The following is a 21,285-nucleotide window of genomic DNA, read 5'->3' as shown; positions in this document are numbered from 1 at the left end:
CGTGTCGTTTTCCCTTTTGTGCCCTGTGGCGGTTCAGAACGGAAGAGATGACGCAATGCAGATGCCCGAGCCCAGTCAGGCCATTATGAACCAGCGCGAGGCTCTGGCGGTGGCGCTGCGCCAGATTGTCGGACAGGAGTGGGTTATCTCTGATGAGGCTGAAAGGCGGCCTTATCAGTGCGATGGCATTACGGCCTACATGGCCATGCCCCTGCTGGTGGTGCTGCCCGGCTCAGCAGCAGAAGTGCAGCAGATCCTGCGATTCTGTCACGAAAGAGGGGTTAAGGTCGTGCCGCGCGGTTCGGGCACATCGCTTTCGGGCGGTGCTCTGCCGCTGGAAGATGGCATTCTGCTGGTGACATCGCGCCTGTGTAACGTGCTGGAAGTGGATGCTCCCAACCGTGTGGCACGGGTGCAACCCGGCGTGCCTAATATCAAGATCAGCGAAGCGGTGCAGCATCTTGGGCTGTGTTACATGCCCGACCCTTCCAGCCAGCTTATTTCGACCATTGGTGGCAATGTGGCGGAAAATGCCGGGGGCGTGCATTGCCTGAAATACGGCGTGACGGCCAACCATATCCTCGGGCTTGAGGCCGTGCTGATGACGGGCGAGATCATTCGCCTTGGCGGTGCCTATCTGGGCGCCGCAGAAGGCGAAATGGATCTGATGGGCGTGCTGACAGGCTCGGAAGGGCTTTTGGCCATGGTGACGGAAATTGCCGTCCGGCTGGAGCCGGTGCCTGAAGTCGCACGCGTGATTTCCATGAGCTTTCCATCCGTGGAGGAAGCCTGCGCCTGTGTAGGGGCTATTGTCGGGGCCGGGATTATTCCCGCAGGTCTGGAATTCATGGACCGTAAGGTGCTGGATGCCGTGTCCGTGCTGATCCGCGAGACATTCGACAGCAATACGGCTGCCCTTCTGCTGTGCGAACTCGATGGCACCGCCGTGGAGGTGGATGCGCTGGTGGATGTTGTCAGCGACGTGGCCCGTAACCAGGGCGCGATTGAAACCAAGGTCAGCACCACGGAAGAGGAACGCCAGAGAATCTGGAGCAGCCGCAAGCTGGCGTTCTCGGCTATTGGCAAGCTCTGCCCGGATTATTACTGCACGGATGGCACCATCCCGCGTAACAAGCTGCCTGAAGTGCTGAATAAAATGGCTGATATGTCGGTCAAATACGGGCTGGATTACGCGAACTGCTTCCATGCGGGGGATGGCAATCTGCACCCGATCATTATGTATGATGCAGCCAAGCCCGGCGATCTTGAAAAAGCCGAGGCTTTTGGAGCCGATGTGCTGATTGCCTGCGTGGATGCTGGCGGTGTGCTGAGTGGTGAGCACGGGGTGGGCGTTGAAAAACGTGACCTGATGACACACCAGTTTACCGACATCGACCTGAACCAGCAGCAGATGGTCAAATGCGCGTTCGACCCGGCTGAATTGCTCAATCCCGGTAAGGTGTTTCCCACAGCATGCCGCTGTGCCGAGTTCGGGCGCATGCATGTGCGGAATGGTGCCATTCGTTTCCCTGACATCCCGCGTTTCTGAGCGAGGCGGAGTTTTCTGACATGACACAGACAGAGACGGTATGCCTGCGGCCTGCCAGCACACAGGATGTAGCGGACATCGTTATGGATGCCGCCGCTGCCGGGCAGACACTGGCGGTGACAGGCAATGGCACCCGGTCGGGTTTTGGTAATCCGGTTAAAGCCGATCGCACTCTGGCGCTTGGTGGGCTGGATCAGATCGCGTTTTACGACCCCGAAGATCTGGTGATCCGCACAGGGGTTGGGCTGACGCTGGATGAGCTTGAGCATATGCTGGCGGCCAAAGGCCAGTATTTGCCCTTCGAACCACCGCGTTATACCGGTCTTTATGGAACCGATGCCCAGCGCAGTACGGTCGGCGGGGCCGTGGCCACGGCGCTGTCTGGTCCACGGCGTATCCTTAGTGGCGCCGTGCGCGACTTCGTGCTGGGGGTAGAAGGGGTGAACGGTCAGGGTGACGTGTTCAAGGCCGGTGGCCGCACCATGAAAAATGTGACCGGCTATGATCTGAGCAAGCTGGTGACAGGTGCCTGTGGTACGCTGGCGGTGCTGACGAGCGTTACCCTCAAAGTATTGCCCGCCCCGCGTGCGGAACTGACGCTTGTGCTGCCCGCACGCACGCTGGAAGATGATCGCGCCCTGTTTGAAAAAATCCGTGCGTTACCCTTGGGCGTTGGTGGACTGGCCCGCCGTGTGGGTGCAGATGGCCGCTGCGAGGTTATTATCCGGGTGGAGGGTACCGCGCCCGGTGTCGCGGGTAATCATCAGGTGCTGGAAGCCCTGCTGCCTACGCCGCCGCGTGTGCTCGAGCAGGAGGAAAGTCAGGCTTTGTGGCGTGAAATCCGCGAACTGTCATGCCTGACGCCCAAAGCGGATGAACTGGTCTGGCGTGTTAATCTACCCGCCACCGCCATGCCCGCTTTTGTGGATGAAGCCCGCAGGGCTGGTTGTATCAACCGCTTTTTTGTGGACTGGGCAGGGGGTGTGGTTTTTTCCACTATGCGTGGTGTACAGCCGGAAGTGGATGTGCTGCGTTATCGCAAAATGGCTGAAAAAATCGGTGCGCGTTCCATGATCCTGCGTGCGCCGGATGCCATACGTAGCCAGTTTGGGGCCTTTCCGCCCGTGGCGGCCGGTGTTGCCGCACTGGAGCAGCGCACGCGGACAGCCTTTGACCCCGCAGGTATTTTTAATCCCGGTCGCATGACGGTACAGGCATAGGAGACGCGCAATGCTCAGCCATATTCCCCAGGCCGCGCAGGATGCGGATGCCAATATCAAACTGGCGAAAGAGATTATCGGTAACTGCGTGCATTGCGGCGTCTGCCTGTCGCGCTGCCCCACCTATGCTGTAAAGCACGAGGAAAATGATAGCCCACGCGGTCGTATTTTCCTGATTAAGGGGATGTATGAAAAAGGAGGCGCACCGGATGACCGCACGGTCGAGCATCTGGATCGCTGCCTGACCTGTCTGGCCTGTGAGGCGATCTGCCCATCCGGGGTGGAGTATTCAAAGCTGATCGCGCACGGACGGGAATATGTGGAGCAGCATTACCGCCGTCCGCTGTTCCAGCGCATTGTGCGTGAAAGCCTTATCAGGCTGTTGCCCAATGCCGGGCTGTTCCGTAAGGCCATTGCGCTGGGGCGTCTGGCACGGCCTGCGCGGGGCCTGTTTTCAGGCACGCTGCGCGCCATGATGGATATGGTGCCTGCCAAGCCTCTGCCCGCACCCAGCCCTGTTGACCGGCCCCAGACTTTTACCGTCAAGCCCGGCACGACACGGCGCAAGCGGGTGGCGTTGCTGAATGGCTGTGTGCAGACAGCCCTTGATACCGCCATTAACGAAGCGACCATCCGCCTGCTCCAGCGTCATGGGGTTGAGGTTGTTGTGGCGCGGGGTTCGGGCTGCTGTGGCGCTCCTGCTGAGCATATGGGGGCTGAAGATAAGGCGCTGCCATTGGTCAAGGCCAATATTGATGCCTGGCTGCGTGAGGCCGATGGCCCGGAAGGGCTTGATGCCGTCATTATCAACACTTCGGGCTGTGGTACTTCGGTCAAGGCTTATGGGCATGCGATGCGCCTTGACCCGCAATGGGCGGACAAGGCTGCGCGGGTTTCGGCTATGGCGCGCGATATCAGTGAATTCATGACTGAAATCGGACTGATGCCTGCCACACAGCCTGCTGGCCTGCGGGTTGTCTATCACTCAGCCTGTTCCATGCAGCATGGGCAGCGTATTATTAACCAGCCAAAAGACCTTCTGCGTTCTGCTGGTTTTACGGTGCTTGATGTGCCGGAGGGGTATCTGTGCTGTGGTTCGGCGGGCACGTACAACCTGCTCCAGCCAGATATCGCCGGGCAGCTCAAGGAGCGCAAGGTACGTAATATCCGCTCGGTTAATGCGCAGGTTGCCGCCAGCGGTAACATTGGCTGCATGACCCAGCTTGCGGGTGAAGTGGGTATTCCTTTCGTGCATACGGTCGAACTGCTGGACTGGGCGACCGGTGGCCCCGAGCCTGCGGCGCTGGCAGCAACGCCGCTTGTGGCGGGGTGAAGTGGGATTGATACTCACCTGAAAACTAATGGGTGGGTTTCAGGTTTTGTTGTTTGTGGATGTTATGTTCGATTGCGGGCAATCAAATGCCCGGCACGGGGGTGCGTATGAAAATCGGGTTGTTTGTTCCTTGTTATATTGATGCGTTCTATCCAAAAACGGGGATAGCCACGCTGGAGCTTCTCGAAAAGCTGGGGCAGGATGTGGAATACCCACTGGATCAGACCTGCTGTGGCCAGCCGATGGCTAATTCCGGCTGTAACAAGGATGCCGCGGCGGCCGAGGCGCTGTTTGTGAAAAACTTCGCCAAGTATGATGCCATTGTCATGCCCTCGGGTAGTTGCGCACATCATGTCAAGGACAATTTTGACGCCATTCCCCAGACGGATGAAGTGCGCCATGTTCGCAAGAACACGTATGAACTCGTTGAGTTCCTGCATGATGTGCTGAAGGTTGATGCTTTCCCGTGGGCTGAGTTCCCCCACAAGGTCGGGCTGCATAATAGCTGCGGTACGCTGCGTGCGCTGCGCACGGCCAGCATGTCCGAACTGGGTGAGCCGTTTTTCTCCAAACCGATGGATCTGCTGACCAAGGTGCGGGGCATTTCCTTTGCCACCCCGCGCAGGCCAGATGAGTGCTGTGGGTTTGGCGGCACGTTCTCCGTTACGGAAGAGGCGGTTTCGGCCAAAATGGGTGTGGACAAGGTGCGAGATCACCATGATGCAGGGGCCGAATATATCGTATCGGCCGATACATCGTGCATGATGCACCAGCAGGGCTGTGCGGAGCGTGCAGGCGTGCCGATCCGCTTTATTCATATTGCCGAAATCCTGAATGGAGCACGGGCATGAAGGTCAAGCCAGTTAATCATGCGCGGGCTGCGGAGGCGTTCATCAAGGACACGCCGCACCTGACCTTCCATGACGAGCGGTTGTGGGACCTGCGCCAGAAGCGTGACCAGCAGATGCACGAACTGCCTGAGTGGCAGGAACTGCGGACACTGGCCTCGCAGATCAAGGAACACACGCTGGCCAATCTGCCCGAATATCTGGAGCAGTTTGAGGCCAATGCCAAAAAGAACGGCATTCATGTTCACTGGGCCGCCGATGGCGCGGAACATAACCGTATTGTGGGCGAAATTCTTGAAAAGCATGGCGCGAAGTCGCTGATCAAGAGCAAGTCCATGGTGACGGAAGAGTGCAACATGCGCGAATATCTGGAGCCGCGCGGTGTTGTCGTAACCGAAACCGATCTGGGTGAGCGTATCCAGCAGCTTGATAACCAGATGCCCAGCCATATCGTGGTGCCAGCAGTTCATAAGCTGACGCCTGACGTGGCCAAGCTTTTTGCCGAACACTATCATACCGACCCCAATGATGATGACCCGCAGTCTCTCGCGTGGTCTCAGCGTCTGGCGGCGCGTCCGGTCATTCTGGCTGCGGATGCGGGTATGACAGGCGGTAATTTTGTGGTGGCGGAAACCGGCTCTTTTGTGGTCTGCACCAATGAAGGTAATGCTGATCTGAGTGCGACCGTGCCGGGGCTGCATATCGCAACGCTGGGGATCGAGCGTCTGGTGCCGCGCATGGCCGATCTGGGCGTGTTTGTGCGAATGCTCTCGCGTAGTGCGCTGGGGTCACCCATTACGCAGTACACCACGCATTTCCGTGGCCCGCAGGATGGCAGCGAAATGCATGTGGTGCTGGTCGATAACGGACGTTCGCACCGGCTGGGCATGGAAGACTTCTGGACTTCGCTCAAATGTATTCGCTGCGGTGCGTGCATGAATACCTGCCCGGTTTATCGGCGTTCGGGCGGGCTGTCCTATGGGGCGGTTTATTCTGGCCCTATCGGCGCGATTATTGATCCTACCTTCAATGAACGGAAATACAGTACGCTGCCTTTTGCTTCGACCATGAACGGTAGTTGCACCAATGTATGCCCGGTCAGGATCAATATTCATGACCAGCTTTACAAATGGCGGCGCGTGCTGGCCGAGCATCATGAACTGCCTTTCGTCAAGCGCGAGGTCATGAACATGGCCGGGCGGCTTCTGGGCCAGCCCAAGCTGTATCGTGCGGCTATCAGCGGTACCGAAACAGCGCTGGGGGTTCTGCCGCGCTTTGCCTTGTATAACTGGCTTAACCCGTGGGGCAAAAACCGCGAACTGCCACACCCGGTCAAGCAGACATTCCATAGCTGGTATAAGCAGAACCGCCTGAAAACCAAAAAGAAAGGGGAAGACGCATGAGCTCGCGTGACGCCATTCTGGCCCGCCTGCGTGATAACCGGCCCGACCCTGCCGCCCATGCCCTGCCGCCTGTTGCGCGGCTGGGCGATATGGATGCCAGCCGTGCACGGTTTGAAAAAAGCCTTGCCCTGCTGGGTGGACAGGTGCTGGCGCCGCAGGAGGGTGAAAGCCTGAGTGCGGCAATCGCCCGCCGCTTTGCCGATGCGAAAATTATCTGTTCTGCCGTGCCGGAGTTTGAAGGCACGGTGCGTATAGAAGAACTGGGCACCCCACAGACAGCCGCTAATGTGGATGTGCTGGTTGTGCGTGCGCCGTTCGGCATTGCGGAAATGGGCTCGATTTTTCTGAGCGAAGCACAACTGCCGACCCTGAATTCCGCAGCCCATCTGACGCAGCATATCGTGGTGATTTTGTCAGAATCTACTCTGACTGCCAACATGCACACAGCTTATATTGAACGGCCTGAGTTCCATACCGCACGCTATGGGGTGTTGATGAGTGGCCCATCGGCCACTGCGGATATTCAAGGTGTGCTGGTGCGGGGCGCGCAGGGCGTGCGTACCCTGAGTGTCTGGTGGGAACAGTAAACCCATAAGAGCGTTATGCTGCCCGTCTCCTGCCATTTGCAGGGCCGGGCAGCAGCTTAATCCTGCGCGCCGCCGGGCAGCAGGCTGCTGGGCGCGCGTCCATGCCAGCGCGTAAAGGCGCGGGTAAAAGAACTGCTTTCCGCGTAACCCAGCATGAACGCTGTCTGCGCGACTGAAAAACGCCCAGATTGCAGATAATGCACGGCCTGTTGCTGACGTGTTTCCTCAACAAGCTGACGGTGGCTGGCGTTCTGGTCTGCCAGACGGCGCTGGAGCGTCCAGGGTGGGCAGCCCAGTTCCTCGGCAACTGCGGTAATGGAAGGATAGCCCTGCGGCAGCAGGTGAATGATAACCTGCCGTGCTGTTTCCAGAATATTGCGTGTAGGTGTGCGTGCGGTTTTTTCCGCCTGAATGTTCAGCAGGCTGCTTTTGGCGGTGCAGAACAGGATACTGTCCGCATTGGGCATGGGTGTGCTGAGTAATGCTGCTGGAAAATACAGCGCATTGGCAGCACGGTTAAAATGAACGGGGCAACCAAAGGCCTGCCCATGATCCTGCCTGTCCTGCTCGGCGGCTTCGTGGCGGAAATGCACTTCGGTGGGTGCCCATGTCGGCCCCATTGCGGCTTTGATCAGGTTGCAGAAAACGGCCAGAGACAACTCGCTATCATGCCGGTGGTTGCTCAGGTTGGGAGCTTCAACACTGTATTCCAGCACACAGACACCCCGGCGGATGTGGGTGCTTACATGACTGTTGTCCTGATGTACGGAAAAAAAACTGGCCAGATTGTTCAGCGCATCGCCCAGCGTGGGGGCTGACAGCGCCAGATACCCCAGCAGCCCAAGCCGACTGGGCGCGAACTGATGACCAAACCACAGGCCAAAATGGGTGGTGCGTGTCGTGTGCGCCGCATAGTCCAGCGCCTGACAGTAGCTGTCCAGAAAAACCATATCCGATGGCGCACACTGGTTTGGAACGGATAGCCCGGCCTGACCGAAAACATCATGAGGGTTTCCGCCACGCCCACGAATGAACGCATCGAACCCGTGGAGAACAGAGGCCAGAACGGTGGTGGAAAACCTGTCTGTGCCAAGGGGGGTCTGTGCCAGTTGTGTCATGTTCAAGCCCGCAAGGTCATGTCTGCCTGATACAAGGGACAGGCTGGCAGGATAGCGCATGAGAGGCCGGGTGCGTCAAATCATTTCTGTTATGGAACAGATCGTCAGTCTGGAGCGTGGTTTCCGGGCCTGTCATTCTGTCATCAAATGGCATGAGATTGTGACCGTCTGCCATTAAATGCCGTCCCGCCCGGAGCATACACTACCTGCATCATTCGCCCCATGAAGGGGTAAGGCAGGGAGTTGTAGTATGACCGATCCGTATCTGGCGGGCTTTAGCGACAAGGCGGCGGTTCTGGCGGCCTCGGAACGGTACTGGAACCCGGATAAAACCCGCTTCTGGCAGGAGGCCAATGTGCCGCTCGTCATCGGGCGGCGCGAAGGGTATGTCCTGACCGACATCAATGGGCATGAACTGATTGATGTCCACCTTAACGGCGGCACCTATAATCTTGGCCACCGTAACCCCGATCTGATCCGTGCGCTTACAGACGGGCTGGCGTATTTCGATATTGGTAACCACCATTTTCCATCGCCTTCGCGCACCGCATTGGCCATGAAACTGCTGGCTTTGTCCGGGCAGCCTTTCGAGCGGGTCGCTTATGCCACCAGTGGTAGCGAGGCCATTGATCTTGCTATCAAGTCCGCGCGGTTTGCTACAGGACGGCGGCGGATCATTTCCATTCGCAAGGCCTATCATGGCCATACGGGGCTTGCCGTTGCCACGGGCGATGAGCGCTTCAGTCGGCTGTTTCTGGCAGACAGGCCCGAAGAGTTCGTGCAGGTGCCGTTCAATGATCTGGACGCCATGCGCGAAGCCCTGCGGGCGGAACCGGCTGCGGCCGTTATTATGGAAACCATTCCTGCTACCTACGGTTTTCCGTTGCCCGCACCGGGCTACCTCGCGGCGATCCGCGCCCTGTGTGATGAAACGGGCGCTTTGTACATCGCGGATGAAGTCCAGACAGGGCTCATGCGCTCTGGCGCGCTGTGGGCTATTTCACGTCAAAACGTACAGCCTGATATTCTGGTGACATCCAAGGGGCTGGGCGGGGGTATCTATCCGTTCGGTGCGTTGCTGATGACCAAACAGGCCGGTGGCTGGCTTGATCAGGATGGCTTTGCCCATATGTCCACCTTCTCCGGGTCTGAGGTGGGCTGTCATGTGGCATCCGCCGTGCTGGACATTACCACGAGTGAGCAGACTGTAGCCAATGTGCATGCTGTTATCGAGCAGTTTGCGAAAGGGCTTGCAGATATCCGGGCGCGTCATGCGGACTGGCTGGTGGGTATCCGTCAGGAAGGCCTGATTATCGGTCTGGAATTTAACGCCGCACAGGGTGCCAAGCCCGTCATGAGCGAGCTTTACAAGCGTGGGGTGTGGGCCATTTTCTCTACACTCGACCCGCGTGTGTTGCAGTTCAAACCCGGTCTGCTCCTGACATCCGGGCAGGTGGGGGACATTCTGCAAAGGCTGGAAGATGCCGTTGTGGCCAGTGCGCCCGTGATGAGCGAAAGGGTGTGACGATGAGAGACGCAGCCTGGCAGGAAACATCATGGAAATGGCATGAAAACCCAAAGGCTTTTCTGCCGCACTATGGTCTTGATGAAAACTCACGCTGCACATTGCTGAGTTTTTCTGAGAATGCCGTTTATCGGGTGGAAGGGCCGGGGGGTGTGGTGCATGTATTGCGCCTACACCGGCCTCACTACCGCGAAATTGCCGAGATTCGGGCGGAAATTACCTTTATCGATCGCCTGATAGCCGATGGCGTATTGCAGACACAGCCTGTTCTACCCGCGCTGAATGGCGAAAAACTGGTGATTATCGGCAGCGGGGAGCAGGAGCAGCATGCGGTTCTGTTCCGGTATTTTGAGGGGCATATGCCCACAGCCGATGGTCTGGACAGGGATTTTTTCAGACTTGGCGTTATCTCCGCCCGGTTGCACGACTATACGCATGCCAACACGGCGCTGAACAGCCTCCAGCGGCCACAATGGACAGTTGCGACCACCATTGGTGAGCAGGCCATGTGGGGGTGCTGGAAACACAACCACGCCATTAGTGCCGAGCAGTATCAGGTGCTGGATGCGGCGGATCAGATGGTGCGCCGCAGGCTGGCGGCTTATGGCATGCCGGATAACCGCTGGGGCCTGCTGCATGGGGATATGCGTCTGGCTAACATCCTTTCTAATCGGGAGGATATGTGCCTGATCGACTTCGATGACTGCGGGTTTAGCTGGCACATGTACGAGCTGGCCTGTGCCTGTACGTTTAATGAATATGCGCCCGATATAGAAAGCCTGTGTAGTAACTGGGTGCAGGGTTATCATAGCCAGCGTGCGCTGGATGATGCGGATGTGGCCATGATTCCCACCCTGCTTATGCTCCGTCGGCTGCTGATGGTTGGCTGGTTTGCAACACATCGCCACTCCACGGAAGCGCAGGCGCTGGAAGGTGGGTTTGTGGAAACCTCGGTTATTATGGCCAAGGCCTATCTGAGTGGGGGTTTTCTGTCCGGTCTGGTGTCAGGGGCTGCTGCCGCCTAGGCGGGAGGGATTTTTTCTGACTATAGTATTCCGCTATCGAAACAATAAACCGGCTGCCCAGCAGCCCATACCCGTAAGGTAACAGGGTGGAGGGTCATCATGTTCAGGTCTCTTGAAGGGCGCACGGTGCTTGTGACAGGGGGCACGCGGGGTATCGGGCGTGGAATTGCCGAGCGCTTTGGGCAGGCAGGGTGTCAGGTTGCGGTGGTTTCACGTACAGCCGAGGATGCTCAGGCCGTTGCTGCAGGGATTGGGCCGAAAGCCCTTGGCTTTGGGGCTGATGTGTCGTCCGGGGCTGCCTGTCAGGCTCTGGTGGAGCAGGTGGTGAATGCCTTTGGGGGTGTGGATATTCTCTGCGCCAATGCGGGTATTTTTCCATCGGCCACGCTGGAGGAAATGACGGAGGAGGATTTCGATCACATCATGGCCGTCAATCTGCGCAGTCTGTTTACCTGCACCCGCGCGGTTTTGCCGGTTATGAAGGCCAAAGGTTGGGGGCGAATTGTGGCGACTTCCTCCGTAACTGGCCCTATTACCGGCTTTCCGGGGTGGGCGCATTATGGAGCGTCCAAAGCCGGGCAGATGGGTTTTCTCCGAACCGCAGCCATAGAACTGGCGCCGCACGGCATTACCATTAACGCTGTCATGCCCGGCAACATCCACACCGAAGGGCTAGACGGGATGGGGGATGATTACCTGCGCGCCATGGAAGCATCCATTCCCATGGGGCGGTTGGGTTCGGTTATGGATATTGCCAATACGGCTCTGTTCCTCGCTTCGGAGGAAGCCGCCTATATTACCGGGCAGGGGATTGTGGTGGATGGGGGGCAGGTTCTGCCGGAATCTGCCATGGCGTTACCGCAGCAGTCATAATCGGGCTGTTTTACAGCCTCATGACAGGCCACACGCCGGGCATCTGGCATGTGGCCTGTCGGGTATTTTAGTCCCGCACGCGTTCGATCTGCGCTCCGCAAGCCGCCAGCTTGCGTTCAACAGCTTCATACCCACGATCCAGATGGTAGACGCGGCTCAGGATTGTCTCGCCATGGGCGGCAAGTCCCGCCAGAATAAGCGAAAACGAGGCCCGCAGATCGGTTGCCATCACAGGAGCACCTGACAGCCCGTGCACGCCCCGGATAATAGCTGAAGACCCATGTACGTTGATGCGCGCACCCATACGGTTGAGTTCTGGCACGTGCATGAAACGGTTTTCAAAAATCGTTTCCGTTACCATGGAAGCCCCGTCCGCCACGGATAGCAGCGCCATGAACTGGGCCTGCATGTCGGTAGGGAAGCCGGGATACGGCTCGGTCATAATATCAATGCCGCGCAGCGCACCCGTGCGGCGCACCCGCATGGTATCGCCTTCCTGTGTTACTTCCACGCCGGTTTCTTCCAGCGCGCGCACGACAGCACCCAGGTGATCCATATGACCGCCAACCAGCCGCAGGTCTCCACCTGTAATGGCGGCAGCACAGGCATAGGTACCGCATTCGATGCGATCGGGCATGATGCGGTGTTCGGCTCCATGCAGCGCTTCCACCCCGTCGATGACGATGGTGCCGCTGCCTGCCCCCTGAATACGTGCCCCCATGGCGTTCAGGCAGTTTGCCAGATCAACCATTTCCGGTTCGCGCGCAGCGTTAATGATTTCGGTGCGGCCTTTTGCAAGGGTTGCCGCCATCATCAGGTTTTCAGTCGCCCCAACAGAGGCAAACGGCAGGATAATGCGGTCACCCTTGAGACCCTGCGGGGCGCGGGCGTTGATATAGCCGTTTTCAAGCGTGATCTCGGCCCCGAGCGTTTCCAGCCCTTTGAGGTGCAGGTCAACCGGTCGCGTGCCGATGGCGCAGCCACCGGGCAGGGACACCCGTGCATGGTGGCAGCGGGCCAGCAGCGGCCCCAGCACGAGAATGGAGGCCCGCATTTTGGAAACAATATTGTAAGGCGCTTCAGTATTCGAAATATCGCCGCCTACGGATAGGGTCGAACCATCGCCCTTGATGTCTTCCACGTTCAGCCCGTGCTGCACCAGCAGAGCACGCATGGTGGCAATATCGGCAATGTGTGGCACGTTGGACAGAACCAGCCGTTCAGGCGTGAGCAGCCCGGCAACCAGCAGTTTCAGTCCGGCGTTTTTGGCCCCGCCGATGACGATCTCCCCGTGCAGGGGACGACCGCCGTGGATAATGAAACGATCCATCTGATTACATCCGGGGCGTGGCAACGCCACGCTGGCCCATATATTTGCCTGCCCTGTCCGCGTAGCTGGTCTCGCACGGAGAATCGCCTTTGAAGAACAGGAACTGACAAATCCCTTCATTGGCGTAGATCCGCGCGGGCAGGGGCGTGGTGTTGCTGATTTCTATCGTGACCTGACCTTCCCATTCGGGTTCAAGCGGGGTCACGTTTACAATAATGCCGCAGCGCGCATAGGTGGATTTGCCCAGACACACGACCAGCACATCGCGCGGGATACGGAAATATTCCACCGTATGTGCCAGCACAAAACTGTTGGGGGGGATGATGCACTCATCCGCCTTGCGCGAGACAAAGCCTTCCGGACTGAAGTTTTTCGGATCGACAATGGCGTTGTTCACATCGGTAAAGATACGAAAATCATCCGCCACCCGTGCGTCATACCCGTAGGAGGACAGGCCGTAGGAAATCACGCCCTCGCGCTTCTGGCTTTCCACGAACGGTTCGATCATCCCGTGATCGGTGGCCATTTTGCGGATCCAGGTATCAGGCATCACGGGCATGGTTTGGGCTTTCCTGTTTCAGGGCATGCGGAAGAATGTTGGTCGGTAGGGGTGTCAGCATCCTGCCTGCTGCGAGCCTGCGCCTTGCGGCGGAGCAGATTGGCGCGCAGGGCCGCGGCCTGTCTGTCCAGACGATCGGCTTTTGCGGCCTGTGCTCGGGCGGAAAGATGGCCCGCCGTATTGCGCCCATCGGACATTGTGCGAAGGCTGGCTTCTGCGGGTGCTGTTTTGTCTGTGGGCTGGGTCATGGGGGAGGCGGCAGGCCAGTCGCGCGCGGTTAAAGGGAAAACAGTCTGCTGAGTAGCAGAGGTGGCCTGCCATGCCTAGGGCGTGTTGTCAGATAGGACAGAAGGCCTGCATCTTGCGCGGTTTAATGGGCCAGTCCCGGCAGGGTCGCCTTAAGCCCGGCAAGGATCATGCCCACGGAAATCGCCAGCAGGATCATGCCCATCAGCCGGGTTGTGATCGTACGCATGGTCTCGCTCATGACCCGGCCGATTGCGGCGGCAAAAAACAGGGTTACAAACAGGATCAGCAGTATACCGGCAATAATGCCGCCTATTTCCATCATATCGGTCACAGAACTGCCGTGGCCGGTATAAATGATAATGGTGGCAATGGTTCCCGGCCCGATGATCATGGGAAAGGTAAGGGGGTAAAAGGCCAGCCCCGACAGGTTCTGTACCTGAGCCTGCTCGTGATCACTGCCCTGATGGGATGAAATGGTGCTGCCATTGAGCATCGACCATGAAATCTGGGCCAGCACAATGCCACCCGCCACGCGAAACTGGTCAATGGTAATGCCAAAAAAACCGATAATTCTGGGGCCGGCCAGCAGGATAATCAAACACATGATACCGGAAAACGCCGTAACCTTGATGGCGAGCGCACGTTGCTGGCTGGGGGAAAAACCTGTGGTCATGGCAAGAAAAATGGGCAGGCTGAGAAACGGGTTCATAATGGCAAGAAATGTGCCAAGCGCCTTGATAATTTCCGTATGGTCCAAGAGTAAGGGTCTTTCGCGTTCTATGTCTCGATCATGGAAGATCGCATAAGATACGCATGCCAGACCATCCGCATTTTACAATGCGTGAACACGCCGCATTATGTGGCGAGGGTGGCTCCGGGTGGCAAGCCCGGAGCGGAGTAGTTCAAACCTGTGTTTTACAGATTGCCGATAATCTTCAGCCCCATAGCGGCGGAATTGGGGATGTTGTGCGTCTCGCCGGGGTGGATCATGTACTGGAATTCCGGCTGGATCAGCAGACCCGGCAGTGCATCAATGCTGTAATAGGCTTCGATGATGTGAGAGTCGTTCTGCACGCCCCGCACGCCCAGTGGCAGACCCATATCCTGCGCGATCATCTGGCTTTCACGCCGACGGTCGCTGACCTTGTACCACGAATACAGCACGCCAAAACGGTCTGTCACACGCGAGGGGATCAGCCCCACCAGCGAGAAACCACCATAAGCCTGATCAGACACGTTCACCGCGCGTGGTGTCACATGCACGTAGCCTGCCATCAGATACCCACCGGCCATCTGGTTACGGCCGCCAAGGCGGTAGATCATCTGGTCGGTTTCCAGCCAGAACATGTCGCTCGGGCCGGAATGGACATCAGGCATATGGTTGAGCACGGAGGCGGGCAGGGCTGCGTTGATTTTGTCGGCATAGCGCGTGGTGTCATGCGCATAACCGACCACATAATGCCCGGGCAGGCGGTTACGTGTGAGGAAAGGCGCCCATGTGAATTCAATAGGCAGCGACAGGCCCGTGGCGTTTTCAGCACCCCATGCCCAGCCCGAAGGGTTGTCGCTCAGTGCGCTCACAGAATAAGCACCCACTTGCAGCGCCGTATCCCGCGTGGGGCGGAAGCGCAGGCGCGCACCCCACGTCGCTTTGGGATACACGCTAAAACCGGGATTCTGCTTTAGCGCCGCAGGCGCCGAGCATGTGACCTGGAACGAGCACAGCAGAGGTGACGTTGCAAACACATGGGTGAGCGACATACGTCCGAAGATCACATCCATGGTGTTGTTGCGGAACTTCTTTTCGGCGTACATGTCCACCAGATGGGCGGCTACGTTGCCCGAGAGCGTGTACACTTCCTGCAGGGCCACAAACTGTTCGCCCACGCGGTTCTGATACGCTTTGCCCGCGCGTTCCATCACCAGTGTATGCACGGACCAGCCATTCAGGCTGGGGGCCATTTTGCCCAGATCGAACGTACCCTGCAGGGTCAGTTCATGCACATAGCTGTTGCCATGTTCGTTTGGCAGACCGCCCGAGAACAGCCCCATCCATTCGCCTTTGTAGGACAGCGAGAAGGAAAACCCCTTGTCCTTGAGGCTGTTGCGGAACGGCATCAGCGGCTCCACAAGGTGGCCCGTGCCTGCGGTAGGCACGTAATAGGGGTCTTCCAGATCCTTGTCGCGCTGGGCGTCCAGCCATGCGGGCAGCAGGGCGGAGGGGCCTTCTCCTTTTGAGATGGCATCCAGTTCGATCTGGTGGAACGAGTGCTTGACTTCAGATGGCACGATAGGGAGCATGCCAAACGGCGACAGGCCGCTGATTGGCAGCACAGGCACACCGCTGGGCGGAATGGGCGTGTTGGGCGGACGCTTGATGGCGGCCGGGTCTGGCCCGAGCATTTCGGCATCGAGCGGGGCCGCTGTGACATGAACAACACTCACCGGTTGGCCTGCGGCCGTGGTGGTCGCGTGCGTGGTGGTGGTGGTCGTTGCCGTGGTGGTGCTGAGCGGTGCGGCCGGGGCTGCAAAGGCCGCAGGCAGATGCCACAGAGCGGCCAGCGCCAGAGAGCTGTAGCCAGCGCTGCGCGTTGAAAAAGCACGGGGTGTGGCCGCGCGCCGTGCGGCGCGGCTTGAGAAAAAACGAGACATTCCGCGTCCTGTTGCTATCTGCGTCTGATGAAAACCGGAAGAATTCAGAACCGTCTAGACAGACGGAAAACAGACAGGGACGACACCAACAGGCGCCGTACACAGAGTGACGGATAACGGGCGGAATACAAATACCTGAGCCATGGAACCAACTTTCATTATTGTTTTTTTGGTATGTCGGCCCTCAGAAAAAACCAGAACTCCCTTTATGGGTCAAGAGGGGGTAAGCAATAATATTGCTCAAAATAAAAAAATAAGGAAATAAAATTAAAAATATTACGCTAAATTGGTTGTTATGGTAAAATTACAACAGTCAGCGTGGTGTCCCCGCATGGGCTAGATCCTGCCAGCCGCACAATTGCGTGTGCGTGCGGGCCAAAGCCTGCCTGAATCCGTCCGAGCACAGCGCCTCCAGTTCCTTTTCATGCTCATAGGTTGGCATGAGCCGTTGTAGCAGGGTGTTTTTGTGCGTGGCGGGGTGGAAATAGATTTCAGACACGCCTTCAGGCAGGTGGGTTGCCAAAGCCGCCATCCGTTCCGGCGTCATGTGCCCGCTCCAGGATAGGCCAAAGCACCAGTCATTGGTCATCATGCCTGCGGCTCGGGCCTGATGGCGCAGGAGCCTTGTCCAGCGGCGCAGGACGGCATCTCCCAGTGTATCGGGTTTGGTACCGGGAGAGGCAGACAGGGGGCCGGGGGGTTCAATGGGAATCCGCACGGCATTCAGGCCGTAGCGTTTGCCAATATCAATCATCAGGCGGCCAACGGTCGGGTGCAGGTGCATGTGTTTATGCGCGTTGGCATGATCCAGCCGCAGGCCTGTGCGGGCGAAGGCTTCAAACTGGGCCGTGATTTCCCGCGTGAGTTCGCGGCGTCCCTGAGGGAGAAAGAAATATTCAACGCCAAGCCCCAGTTGCGAGGAGGACAGCCAGCCATCCGGGCCGGTAATCAGGGGTAGTTCGGCATGGCTTAGCGTGGCCGGGCCTTCAATCGTGACAAGATGCAGCCCGACATTGAGTGTGGGCAGACGTTTGGCACGCTCCACGGCGTCCTGTGCAGCAGCACCAGCAACCATCAGGCTGGCGGTAGACAACAGCCCCTGACGGTGGGCAATTTCAATGGCTTCATTCACTTCGACAGACATGCCGAAGTCATCAGCGGAAATAATGGCACGTTTCATGGCGGATATTCCGTGCGCCCGCAGGGGGCGCCAGTAAGAGGCGCCGGGCAGGGGCGGGCCGGTCCACGCGCCTGAGAGGGAGCCTGTTCATGGCCATGCCATGCAAACGCCCTGCACAATAAAAATCCCCCACAAACCATAGGGTCTGTGGGGGGGCAGTAACCTCAGGCGGCCTTACGGTCTTTGAGGAACTGGAAGAACTCGACACCTTCGCGCAGGCGGCGCTTGAGCATCTGCGGCGAGGTGATCATTTCCCCAAGGATAGAAGCGATCTTGGGCGCACGGAAGTAGAACTTCTTGTAGAATTCTTCAACGCTATTGAAGATTTCCGTGTGGGACAGGTGCGGGTAGTGCAGCGGAGCGATCTGCACGCCGTTTTCGTCCAGCAGTTCAGCGTTGCTTTCGTCCAGCCAGCCGTTTTCGGTGGCTTCCTTGAACAGGGCTGTACCGGGGTAGGGAGCGGCCAGAGAAACCTGCAGCGTGTGCGGGTTGATTTCCTGCGCGAAGCGAATGGTTTCCTGAATGGTTTCCTTCGTTTCGCCCGGCAGACCCAGAATAAAGGTGCCGTGAATCTTGATCCCGAGTTCGTGGCAGTTCTTGGTGAACTCGCGCGCGACTTCAACGCGCATGCCCTTCTTGATGTTGTGCAGGATTTGCTGATTGCCGCTTTCGTAACCGACCAGCAGCAGGCGCAGGCCGTTGTCACGCAGGACTTTCAGGGTATCGCGCGGCACATTGGCCTTGGCATTGCACGACCAGGTAACGCCCAGCTTGCCTAGTTCACGCGCGATGGCTTCGGCGCGGGGCAGATCGTCGGTGAAGGTGTCGTCGTCGAAGAAGAATTCCTGCACCTGCGGGAAATACTGCATCGCCAGACGGATTTCGGCCGCCACATGCTGGGGGCTGCGCGTGCGGTAGCGATGGCCACCCACAGTCTGCGGCCACAGGCAGAAGGTGCAGCGCGATTTGCAGCCACGGCCAGTATAGATGGAAATATAGGGGTGCTTGAGGTAGCCGATGAAGTAATCTTCAATCCGCAGGTCACGCTTGTAGACTTCGGTCACGAAGGGCAGGCTGTCCATGTCTTCGATCATGGCGCGATCACGGTTGGCGACAATTTCACCATTCTTGTTGCGCCAGGTGATGCCGTCCACATCCTTGAAGTCCATGCCGTCGGCAATGTCCTTGATGGTGAAGTCGAACTCGTTGCGTGCCACGAAGTCGATCGGCGCACCCTTGAGCATGCTTTCCTCAGGCTGCACTGCCACCTTCGCGCCCACCATCCCGATTTTCAGGTTGGGGTTCACGTCCTTGAGCATCTGCGCCACCTGCACGTCCTTGGCGAAGGACGGGGTGGAGGTGTGCAGGATCACCAGATCGCGGTTTTTCACGTCTTCCAGAATGGGTTCCATGCCCATACGTGCCGGAGGTGCGTCAATCAGACGGCTACCTGCCACCAGAGCCGCAGGCTGCGCCAGCCATGTCGGGTACCAGAAGGACTTGATTTCACGCCGGGCCTGATAGCGCGAGCCTGCCCCACCATCAAAGCCGTCAAAGGTGGGAGGCTGGAGGAAAAGGGTTCTCATCGTCATCTGTTTGTGTCCTGACAGGAAAAGGCGTGTGTAGCGGGGTATGCGGCCATGGGGCCGGAAAGACCTCGGTCTGTGTTGGGTAGGGAATTACTCTGGCCCGTGAGTGGAAAGCAAGTCCCGGAGTGCATGGGGCTAGCGTCCGGTGGAAAGACTCCGCGGGGCTGGGGCGGATGCGGCGGGGTGGGGGGCCACATGCATGGTCTGCCCGCGCCAGTGTACTTCTGTGCCACTCGCGCTGCCCACCATGATCGCGGCGGAAAGCCAGTCCCGCAGGGGCAGCAGTAACAGGGGCCAGAGGCTACGCGCGCCTACAGAGCGGTCGATCAGATAGGAGGTCAGCGCCCGCACAGCCCAGATTGTCCAGAAAAACGGCAGAGACCATGCCGCATGTGGCTGGAAAGCCACACACAGCAAAGCCCAGAAAAGCGGAAGCTGGATGGAAGAGGCCGCATAACCCGCCGGAGCCAGCGCACAGACAGTGCGGCCCCAGCGTAGTTCATGCCGTAACAGGTCTGTCACACTGGATTCGGCAATGGTTGTCCAGGTCATGCATCCGGCAATGGCGATATTCTGGCCATGACGCAGGATCAGCCGGCCCAGTAGCGCATCGTCCGCCACATGGGGCAGGAGCGCTTCCAGCCCGCCCACGGCTTCAAGCGTGGTGCGGCGCAGGGCCATGGTCGCCCCCAGACAGTCCTGCCGCCCCAGATAACGCGACAGCATGACGCCGGGCAGAAAATTGTGGTTGATCTGGCAGGCTGCGAGCTTCTGCACCACGGTATTGGCCGAGGTCAGCCCGGCGTAAAGGGTTGTGACCAGCCCGGTGCGCGGGGTCTGCAATGCCGCAACAATCTGGCGCAGATAATCCGGGCTGACATGAATATCGGAGTCGGAAATAACCAGCACATCATGCCGCGCATAGGGCAGGATATTCATCAGGTTACTGATCTTGCGGTTCAGTCCGTGCAGCACGGGATCGACCACCAGACGCATGTCCAGTTGCGGGTGGCGGGCCTGCAGGCGCTCGACAATGGCCACGGCAGGATCATCCGCCTCGCGCACACCGAACAGAAGCTGCATGTGCGGATAATCCTGCGTGCAGAAACTTTCGAGCGCTTCTTCCAGCAGGGGTTCCGGGCCGTAGAGCGGTTTGAGAACCGTTACCGGCGGCAGCACTTCGCTAAGCGGGGTGCTGCGTTCACGATGGCGGAAGCGGGCCAGCAGGCCCGCCCCCAGAGCAGACTGGACACAGCCCGTAACAGCCAGCGCCGCGCTAACAGCCGCCAGAACAGGAAAGACGCCGGTCGTCATGCCCGGGCCTCTGCCTGTCTGCTTCTACACCCTGCTTTCTGTCTGCCACACCGCACGCTGGGGGTCCTGTCCGCTGTTTTGACTTAGTTGCTTGAGTAATTCTGGACTTTGCGTTCGAGAACGGCAATGAGTCCAGCCACGCCGCCAGAGGCCAGTGTAGAGCTGAAATCCGCCCGCTGTGCGGCTGCCTGGCTGATATGGGCATCGCTCAGCAGAACATCGGTAATACGCCAGCTACCGTTTTCCTGATGCACGATATAGCTCAGCTCCGTTGGGGTGGAGCCATCATCGCCCCCGACATGGGTTACGACAATTTTGCCGCCACCCGCCGGTGCGTCCGCAATGGTGGGGGTGATCGAAAACTGCACATCGGAACCGGGCTTGAAGCTCGAGACATAGCGCGCAACCGTGTAGTTGCGGAAAGCCGCCAGAAGCTTCTGCTTTTCATCAGCATTCAGGGCATTGTAGCGCAGGCCGACAGAGGCTTTCAGCACGGCTTCCAGATCGTAGGACTGGTCGATGGCCGGAGCCACGATCTGGCTGCGTGCGTCAAAGCTGCTATGCGCTTTCTGGACGGTATCCAGCGCCTTGTAGAGGATCTGGACAGGGGCCGCAGGTGCGTTGTCTGCTGCGGATTGCGCCATGGCAGCGGGGACGGAAACTCCATGCCCAGCCACCGGAAGCACTGCGATACCAAGGCTGATCGCCAGGGCCGCACGGAAGGAAATGCGTGTCATGGTTTTAAGATGTCGTTCCCGTAAGGCGGTTTGGCAAGTTCCCAGCAAGCATGCCACCGATGTTTCCAGTGTTTATGCTGTTTTGGTTCTTCAGGTCTACGCCGAGCGCTGAGAGAGCGGTTGCGACGATATGGGGGGCATCGAGCCCGGCCTCGGCATACTGGGCCTGCTGGCTGTTATGGTCGATAAAGCGG

20 protein-coding genes are annotated in these 21,285 nt (G+C 58.5%); 9 read left to right on the top strand and 11 right to left on the bottom strand.

The genetic code is table 11. The features are described from left to right. The first annotated feature begins 55 nt into the window (after positions 1-55). From J2D75_RS12515 to J2D75_RS12490, 6 genes are all read left to right on the top strand, one after another. Positions 56-1,549, top strand: a complete 1,494-nt coding sequence (locus J2D75_RS12515) for an FAD-linked oxidase C-terminal domain-containing protein (RefSeq protein WP_207855159.1) — start codon at positions 56-58, stop codon at positions 1,547-1,549. Positions 1,550-1,569: 20 nt separating this feature from the next. Next, positions 1,570-2,769 (top strand): FAD-binding protein, encoded by a 1,200-nt coding sequence (locus J2D75_RS12510; RefSeq protein WP_207855158.1) that lies wholly within the window; start codon positions 1,570-1,572, stop codon positions 2,767-2,769. A 10-nt stretch (positions 2,770-2,779) separates the two neighbouring features. After that, the gene (glcF, locus tag J2D75_RS12505) at positions 2,780-4,102 is read left to right on the top strand and encodes a glycolate oxidase subunit GlcF (protein WP_207855157.1); all 1,323 of its coding nucleotides are present in this window, start codon (positions 2,780-2,782) and stop codon (positions 4,100-4,102) included. Between the two features lie 107 nt (positions 4,103-4,209). Further along, positions 4,210-4,953 carry a (Fe-S)-binding protein gene (locus J2D75_RS12500; protein ID WP_207855191.1) on the top strand — a complete coding sequence of 248 codons (744 nt, stop codon included), beginning with the start codon at positions 4,210-4,212 and terminating at the stop codon, positions 4,951-4,953. Beyond that, positions 4,950-6,353, top strand: coding sequence for a lactate utilization protein B (locus J2D75_RS12495; protein WP_207855156.1), 1,404 nt, complete (start codon positions 4,950-4,952; stop codon positions 6,351-6,353). The genes J2D75_RS12500 and J2D75_RS12495 overlap by 4 nt, the downstream gene beginning before the upstream one ends. After that, positions 6,350-6,940: a LutC/YkgG family protein gene (locus tag J2D75_RS12490; protein WP_207855155.1), complete on the top strand. Its 591-nt coding sequence runs from the start codon at positions 6,350-6,352 to the stop codon at positions 6,938-6,940. Before J2D75_RS12495 ends, J2D75_RS12490 begins: the two co-directional genes overlap by 4 nt. Positions 6,941-6,996: 56 nt before the next feature. On the opposite strand, the gene qhpR is transcribed toward J2D75_RS12490, so the two are convergent. Further along, positions 6,997-8,058 (bottom strand): AraC-like transcriptional regulator QhpR, encoded by a 1,062-nt coding sequence (qhpR, locus tag J2D75_RS12485; protein WP_207855154.1) that lies wholly within the window; start codon positions 8,056-8,058, stop codon positions 6,997-6,999. A gap of 250 nt (positions 8,059-8,308) precedes the next feature. On the opposite strand from qhpR, the gene J2D75_RS12480 reads away from it, so the two are divergent. From J2D75_RS12480 to fabG, 3 genes are all read left to right on the top strand, one after another. Further along, positions 8,309-9,583 carry a class-III pyridoxal-phosphate-dependent aminotransferase gene (locus tag J2D75_RS12480; protein WP_207855153.1) on the top strand — a complete coding sequence of 425 codons (1,275 nt, stop codon included), beginning with the start codon at positions 8,309-8,311 and terminating at the stop codon, positions 9,581-9,583. A gap of 2 nt (positions 9,584-9,585) precedes the next feature. Beyond that, complete coding sequence (locus tag J2D75_RS12475; RefSeq protein WP_207855152.1) at positions 9,586-10,608, top strand: phosphotransferase enzyme family protein; 1,023 nt, start codon at positions 9,586-9,588, stop codon at positions 10,606-10,608. A 99-nt stretch (positions 10,609-10,707) separates the two neighbouring features. Further along, the gene (gene fabG / locus J2D75_RS12470) at positions 10,708-11,481 is read left to right on the top strand and encodes a 3-oxoacyl-ACP reductase FabG (RefSeq protein WP_207855151.1); all 774 of its coding nucleotides are present in this window, start codon (positions 10,708-10,710) and stop codon (positions 11,479-11,481) included. Positions 11,482-11,548: 67 nt separating this feature from the next. Here fabG and murA read toward each other — a convergent pair whose 3' ends face one another. From murA to J2D75_RS12420, 10 genes are all read right to left on the bottom strand, one after another. Then, positions 11,549-12,811, bottom strand: coding sequence for a UDP-N-acetylglucosamine 1-carboxyvinyltransferase (gene murA, locus J2D75_RS12465; protein WP_207855150.1), 1,263 nt, complete (start codon positions 12,809-12,811; stop codon positions 11,549-11,551). Positions 12,812-12,815: 4 nt separating this feature from the next. Then, positions 12,816-13,370, bottom strand: coding sequence for a dCTP deaminase (dcd, locus tag J2D75_RS12460; protein ID WP_207855149.1), 555 nt, complete (start codon positions 13,368-13,370; stop codon positions 12,816-12,818). Continuing rightward, positions 13,361-13,618: a hypothetical protein gene (locus J2D75_RS12455; RefSeq protein WP_243428737.1), complete on the bottom strand. Its 258-nt coding sequence runs from the start codon at positions 13,616-13,618 to the stop codon at positions 13,361-13,363. Before J2D75_RS12455 ends, dcd begins: the two co-directional genes overlap by 10 nt. Before the next feature lie 122 nt (positions 13,619-13,740). Next, positions 13,741-14,376: a MarC family protein gene (locus tag J2D75_RS12450; RefSeq protein ID WP_207855148.1), complete on the bottom strand. Its 636-nt coding sequence runs from the start codon at positions 14,374-14,376 to the stop codon at positions 13,741-13,743. Positions 14,377-14,534: 158 nt separating this feature from the next. Continuing rightward, positions 14,535-16,271, bottom strand: coding sequence for a carbohydrate porin (locus J2D75_RS12445; RefSeq protein ID WP_207855147.1), 1,737 nt, complete (start codon positions 16,269-16,271; stop codon positions 14,535-14,537). Positions 16,272-16,584: 313 nt separating this feature from the next. Next, on the bottom strand, positions 16,585-17,451 hold the full coding sequence (gene hpnK / locus J2D75_RS12440) for a hopanoid biosynthesis-associated protein HpnK (RefSeq protein ID WP_207855146.1): 867 nt from the start codon (positions 17,449-17,451) through the stop codon (positions 16,585-16,587). 164 nt (positions 17,452-17,615) lie between these two features. Further along, positions 17,616-19,043, bottom strand: a complete 1,428-nt coding sequence (gene hpnJ, locus J2D75_RS12435; RefSeq protein WP_207855145.1) for a hopanoid biosynthesis associated radical SAM protein HpnJ — start codon at positions 19,041-19,043, stop codon at positions 17,616-17,618. 132 nt (positions 19,044-19,175) lie between these two features. Next, a complete protein-coding gene (gene hpnI / locus J2D75_RS12430) occupies positions 19,176-20,354 on the bottom strand; it encodes a bacteriohopanetetrol glucosamine biosynthesis glycosyltransferase HpnI (protein ID WP_207855144.1) in 1,179 nt (392 codons plus the stop codon). A gap of 83 nt (positions 20,355-20,437) precedes the next feature. Further along, positions 20,438-21,091, bottom strand: a complete 654-nt coding sequence (locus J2D75_RS12425) for an ABC transporter substrate-binding protein (protein ID WP_207855143.1) — start codon at positions 21,089-21,091, stop codon at positions 20,438-20,440. Positions 21,092-21,095: 4 nt separating this feature from the next. After that, positions 21,096-21,285: hypothetical protein (locus J2D75_RS12420; protein ID WP_207855142.1), on the bottom strand; the 190-nt coding region annotated here is incomplete at its 5' end.

Source organism: Acetobacter suratthaniensis (assembly GCF_017377745.1).
Taxonomy (GTDB): Bacteria; Pseudomonadota; Alphaproteobacteria; order Acetobacterales; family Acetobacteraceae; genus Acetobacter; species Acetobacter suratthaniensis.
The sequence above is the reverse complement of the archived record's forward strand: the minus strand, read 5'-3'. Positions and strand labels throughout refer to the sequence as shown.

Bases quoted from the DNA above. Each gene is read 5' to 3' on its own strand.
- J2D75_RS12445 (WP_207855147.1), bottom strand. From the start codon at position 16,271: ATGTCTCGTTTTTTCTCAAGCCGCGCCGCACGGCGCGCGGCCACACCC.
- qhpR (WP_207855154.1), bottom strand. From the start codon at position 8,058: ATGACACAACTGGCACAGACCCCCCTTGGCACAGACAGGTTTTCCACC.
- J2D75_RS12480 (WP_207855153.1), top strand. From the start codon at position 8,309: ATGACCGATCCGTATCTGGCGGGCTTTAGCGACAAGGCGGCGGTTCTG.
- J2D75_RS12475 (WP_207855152.1), top strand. From the start codon at position 9,586: ATGAGAGACGCAGCCTGGCAGGAAACATCATGGAAATGGCATGAAAAC.
- J2D75_RS12455 (WP_243428737.1), bottom strand. From the start codon at position 13,618: ATGACCCAGCCCACAGACAAAACAGCACCCGCAGAAGCCAGCCTTCGC.
- J2D75_RS12510 (WP_207855158.1), top strand. From the start codon at position 1,570: ATGACACAGACAGAGACGGTATGCCTGCGGCCTGCCAGCACACAGGAT.
- J2D75_RS12495 (WP_207855156.1), top strand. From the start codon at position 4,950: ATGAAGGTCAAGCCAGTTAATCATGCGCGGGCTGCGGAGGCGTTCATC.
- hpnI (WP_207855144.1), bottom strand. From the start codon at position 20,354: ATGACGACCGGCGTCTTTCCTGTTCTGGCGGCTGTTAGCGCGGCGCTG.
- J2D75_RS12500 (WP_207855191.1), top strand. From the start codon at position 4,210: ATGAAAATCGGGTTGTTTGTTCCTTGTTATATTGATGCGTTCTATCCA.
- murA (WP_207855150.1), bottom strand. From the start codon at position 12,811: ATGGATCGTTTCATTATCCACGGCGGTCGTCCCCTGCACGGGGAGATC.
- hpnK (WP_207855146.1), bottom strand. From the start codon at position 17,451: ATGAAACGTGCCATTATTTCCGCTGATGACTTCGGCATGTCTGTCGAA.
- fabG (WP_207855151.1), top strand. From the start codon at position 10,708: ATGTTCAGGTCTCTTGAAGGGCGCACGGTGCTTGTGACAGGGGGCACG.
- J2D75_RS12490 (WP_207855155.1), top strand. From the start codon at position 6,350: ATGAGCTCGCGTGACGCCATTCTGGCCCGCCTGCGTGATAACCGGCCC.
- J2D75_RS12425 (WP_207855143.1), bottom strand. From the start codon at position 21,091: ATGACACGCATTTCCTTCCGTGCGGCCCTGGCGATCAGCCTTGGTATC.
- hpnJ (WP_207855145.1), bottom strand. From the start codon at position 19,043: ATGACGATGAGAACCCTTTTCCTCCAGCCTCCCACCTTTGACGGCTTT.
- glcF (WP_207855157.1), top strand. From the start codon at position 2,780: ATGCTCAGCCATATTCCCCAGGCCGCGCAGGATGCGGATGCCAATATC.
- dcd (WP_207855149.1), bottom strand. From the start codon at position 13,370: ATGCCCGTGATGCCTGATACCTGGATCCGCAAAATGGCCACCGATCAC.
- J2D75_RS12515 (WP_207855159.1), top strand. From the start codon at position 56: ATGCAGATGCCCGAGCCCAGTCAGGCCATTATGAACCAGCGCGAGGCT.